We start from the raw sequence: 3,091 nt of genomic DNA, 5'->3' as shown, positions 1-3,091 counted from the left end.
GGGCCGGTGGTGACGCGGTCCAGCGTGATGATCGCCGGGTCGCACTCGACCGCGGTGACCGTGCGTCCGCCGCCGGGCGCCGACTGGACGAGCAGCAGCGCGTGGTCCGGGAGGTGCTGGAGGGTGACGGGCTCGACGACGTACTCGTAGACGCGCTGGCTGGTGTCGGCGTCGCTCCAGTTGGTGCCCTCGGCGTAGGAGGAGGCGGCCGACCAGTTCCGCGTGGTGGCGACGGCGGTCCCCTCGGTGTCGCTGCGGCTGTCGGCTCCGCCCCGGTTCCGGCCGCGCTGGCTGGAGGTGGAGCGGTCGGGGAACAGCCCGAACATCTCGCCGCCCGAGTGGGCGACGCCGGCGGAGCTGCTCGTCCCCCAGGTGCGGGACGAGCCGGTCGTGCGGCTGGTGCTGCGGGTCTCCGAGTCGCCCTCGCCGCGGGTGTCGGTGGACGTGTGCGACTCGTTCCCGCCGACGTTCTTGGTGATCTGCGACAGGACGAACCGGTGGTCGCGGCCGATGAAGTCGGCGGCGCGGGCGGCGTCCTCGTGGTTGCCGAGGCGCATGAACGCGACGGCGCCGCCGCCGATCAGCTCGGCGGACGTCTCGCGCAGCCGCCGGAACAGCAGGGTCAGCGGGACGCCGCGCCGCTCGCAGGCGTCCGAGAGCCGCTCCAGGTGGCGGCGGGCGAGTTCGTCGGCGCCGGCGACCACGAGGGCGGGCGTCGCCTCCCAGGACGCGGTGATCCGGTGCGTGACCCACTGGACGATCAGGTCGGTGAGCAGCTCGGACCGGACGTTGCGGGCCTGGCTGTCCAGCGCGATGCAGGTCAGGTAGCCCGGACCCGTGCCGGTCGGCTCCGTGCCGAGGTCTTCCAGGGGGTGGATGTACGACTCGATCCGCGACAGGTTCGCGTGGGCCTGGCGGCGGTACTCCACGGTGAACAGCTCGGTGCCGATGCGCCGCCGCTCGTCGCGGGTCAGGGCGTCGCCGTCGTCGGGCTCGCCCATCAGGACGCGGAGCGCCGCGGCGATCCGGGCGAGGGTGATGTCGCCGCCGAGGGCGCCGCACACCTTGGTGAGGATGCGGTCGTCCATGCTGCGTTCGGCGCGGGCGGCGTCGGGGCCGCCGCCGTGCATGGACTCCACGATCGCGTCGACGAGTTCCTGCGGCGACATGTCGGTGAGCAGGGTGGAAGAGGCTTGGTGGCTGGGCAGCAGCTGCTCGTCCACCCTCATCCAGGCAGATCGGGACAGTTCGACCAGTTCGCGGCTGACGACCTCCCGGGACAGGTCGAGCACCAGCAGCGGCTGGACGGCGAGGGTGGACGTCCCATAGGTGGTGAGCAGCGCCTCCCACGCCCACAGCGTCCCGCCGAACACGTCCAGGCGGCGGCCGGGGCGTGGAGCGGCGCCCCACTCGGGCAGTTCGTCGAGCCGCGCGCGCTCTGCGGCTTCGTGGGCCTGCTTGCGCGCCTGCCAGTTCCGCGCCTGCTCGTGGTAGCCGCCGGTGATCTGCTTCTGCGCCAGTTCGTAGGCCCTGCGCGCGCCCTCCCGTTGCTGGATCGCCCACCGGGTCAGCACCACGCCGGGCGTCACCGCGATGACGGCGAGCAGCAGCAAGGCGACGGTGAAGCTCGTGGACAGACCGGCGGCGACGGCAGCGAACAGGACCAGAACGGCCGCGACGGCGGCGCTGGCCGGGAGCGTCCGGCTCACTCTGCGCTGGGCGGCGGCCTCGGTCTCGGCGACGCGCCGCGCGAGGTAGTCCGGCAGCGCCTGCTGCTGCGGCGGCGGATCGGGGAACGGGGTGAGGAACCACCAGCGGTCCCGGAACACCCATCCAATGCGGGGGTCGGGGCTGAACAGCCGCTCGCGGCGCGACAGCGGCCCCCCGTGATCGACCGGTTCGCCCCTCACGACGCTGTACCCCCGCTCTGCTCTCGGGTGCCGACTCGGCCGTCGCGCCTCCGGGCCGGACGCGGGGAGCGCGGGGAGCGCGGTGCGTCCGGTGGGCCCGTTGAGCGTGGTGAGCACGGCGATGCCGCGAACAACCCAAGCAGATTGACACGGAACTTGTCAGGCCCTCCGTCGCAAACCGGCCTTCACAACGACACTCTTGCTCAATACCCTGACTGCCCATGGCGGGGGCGGCGGAGATCTGGGACGTGGTGCGCGGCCTGCCGGTGTGCAGGCTGCTCGAGGTCCCGCGTCCGGACCGGGCGGACGGCCGGGACGAGTGGCGCGACCAGCGGCTCGCGGCGCTGGTGTCGGCGTACCACGCGGGCGGCGAGCCGGTGCTCGTCGGCTGGCGGCGGGCGGCGGCGTTCGGGCCCACGGAGGTGCTGGTCGGCGGGTCCGGGCTCGTCGCCGACCGGGACGGGAGCGCGGCAACGCTGAGCCTGCCGGCGGGCGGGCGCGGCGTGCTGCTCCCCGACGGGGTCGCCGCCGCCGCGATGCCGCACTGGGTCGGCATCGGCGGCGTCGCGGACGGCCTGCTCGCCGACGACCCGGCCCGCGAGGAGCCCGCCAGGCCGTCGCTGGAGGACGGTCTGCTCTCGGTGTGGACGCAGCCGTTCGCCTGGCTGCTGGTGGCCGAGCCGGTGGACGCGTCCGAGGCCGCGCGCCTCGCCGACGACCTCGCCGACCGGCAGCAGCGCGCCCGGTCGATGGCGGAGCTGTCGCCGGAGGAGTCGGTGGCCGCCGTCCGGATGGAGCGGCGGCACCGGGAGCTGCGGCGGGCGGCGGCGTCGGGGCTGTGGCGCGTGCGGCTGGCGGCCGGGGCGGCGACGCCGGCGGCGGCCGCGCGGGTGGCGGCGCTGGTGTGCGCGTCGGCGGACCTGACCGGGCTGCCGTACGCGCTGGTCCCGGGCGCGGACGGGCCGTTCGAGGCGAGCACGCAGCTGGTGGCGGCGCTGGCGCGGCCGCCCGTCCGGGAGGTCGCCGGGGTCCGGTTCGTGATGCGGCCGGAGTCTCGCCGAGTAGCCCGACGACGGCGGCGGTGTCGCGAACCGCGGCGATCTCACCGTCCGCCCCGGCGAGGCGCCCCTGGTGCCTGTCTCTTAGACACAACTGACTCTGCGGACGCCGGCTCTAGGGTC

At 74.9% G+C, this 3,091-nt stretch carries 1 protein-coding gene and 1 pseudogene; one reads left to right on the top strand and one right to left on the bottom strand.

The annotated features are described in order from the left end of the window. Nucleotides 1–1,910: hypothetical protein (locus tag ETD96_RS42890; protein WP_138642206.1), on the bottom strand; the 1,910-nt coding region annotated here is incomplete at its 3' end. A gap of 221 nt (nt 1,911–2,131) precedes the next feature. Here ETD96_RS42890 and ETD96_RS42885 point away from each other — a divergent pair. Then, nucleotides 2,132–3,091 (top strand): annotated as a pseudogene (locus ETD96_RS42885) (hypothetical protein); the annotation flags it as partial.

This window comes from Actinomadura geliboluensis (assembly GCF_005889745.1).
Taxonomy (GTDB): domain Bacteria; phylum Actinomycetota; class Actinomycetes; order Streptosporangiales; family Streptosporangiaceae; genus Spirillospora; species Spirillospora geliboluensis.
Note: the sequence above shows the minus strand (reverse complement) of the source record. Positions and strands in the feature narration are given on the sequence as shown.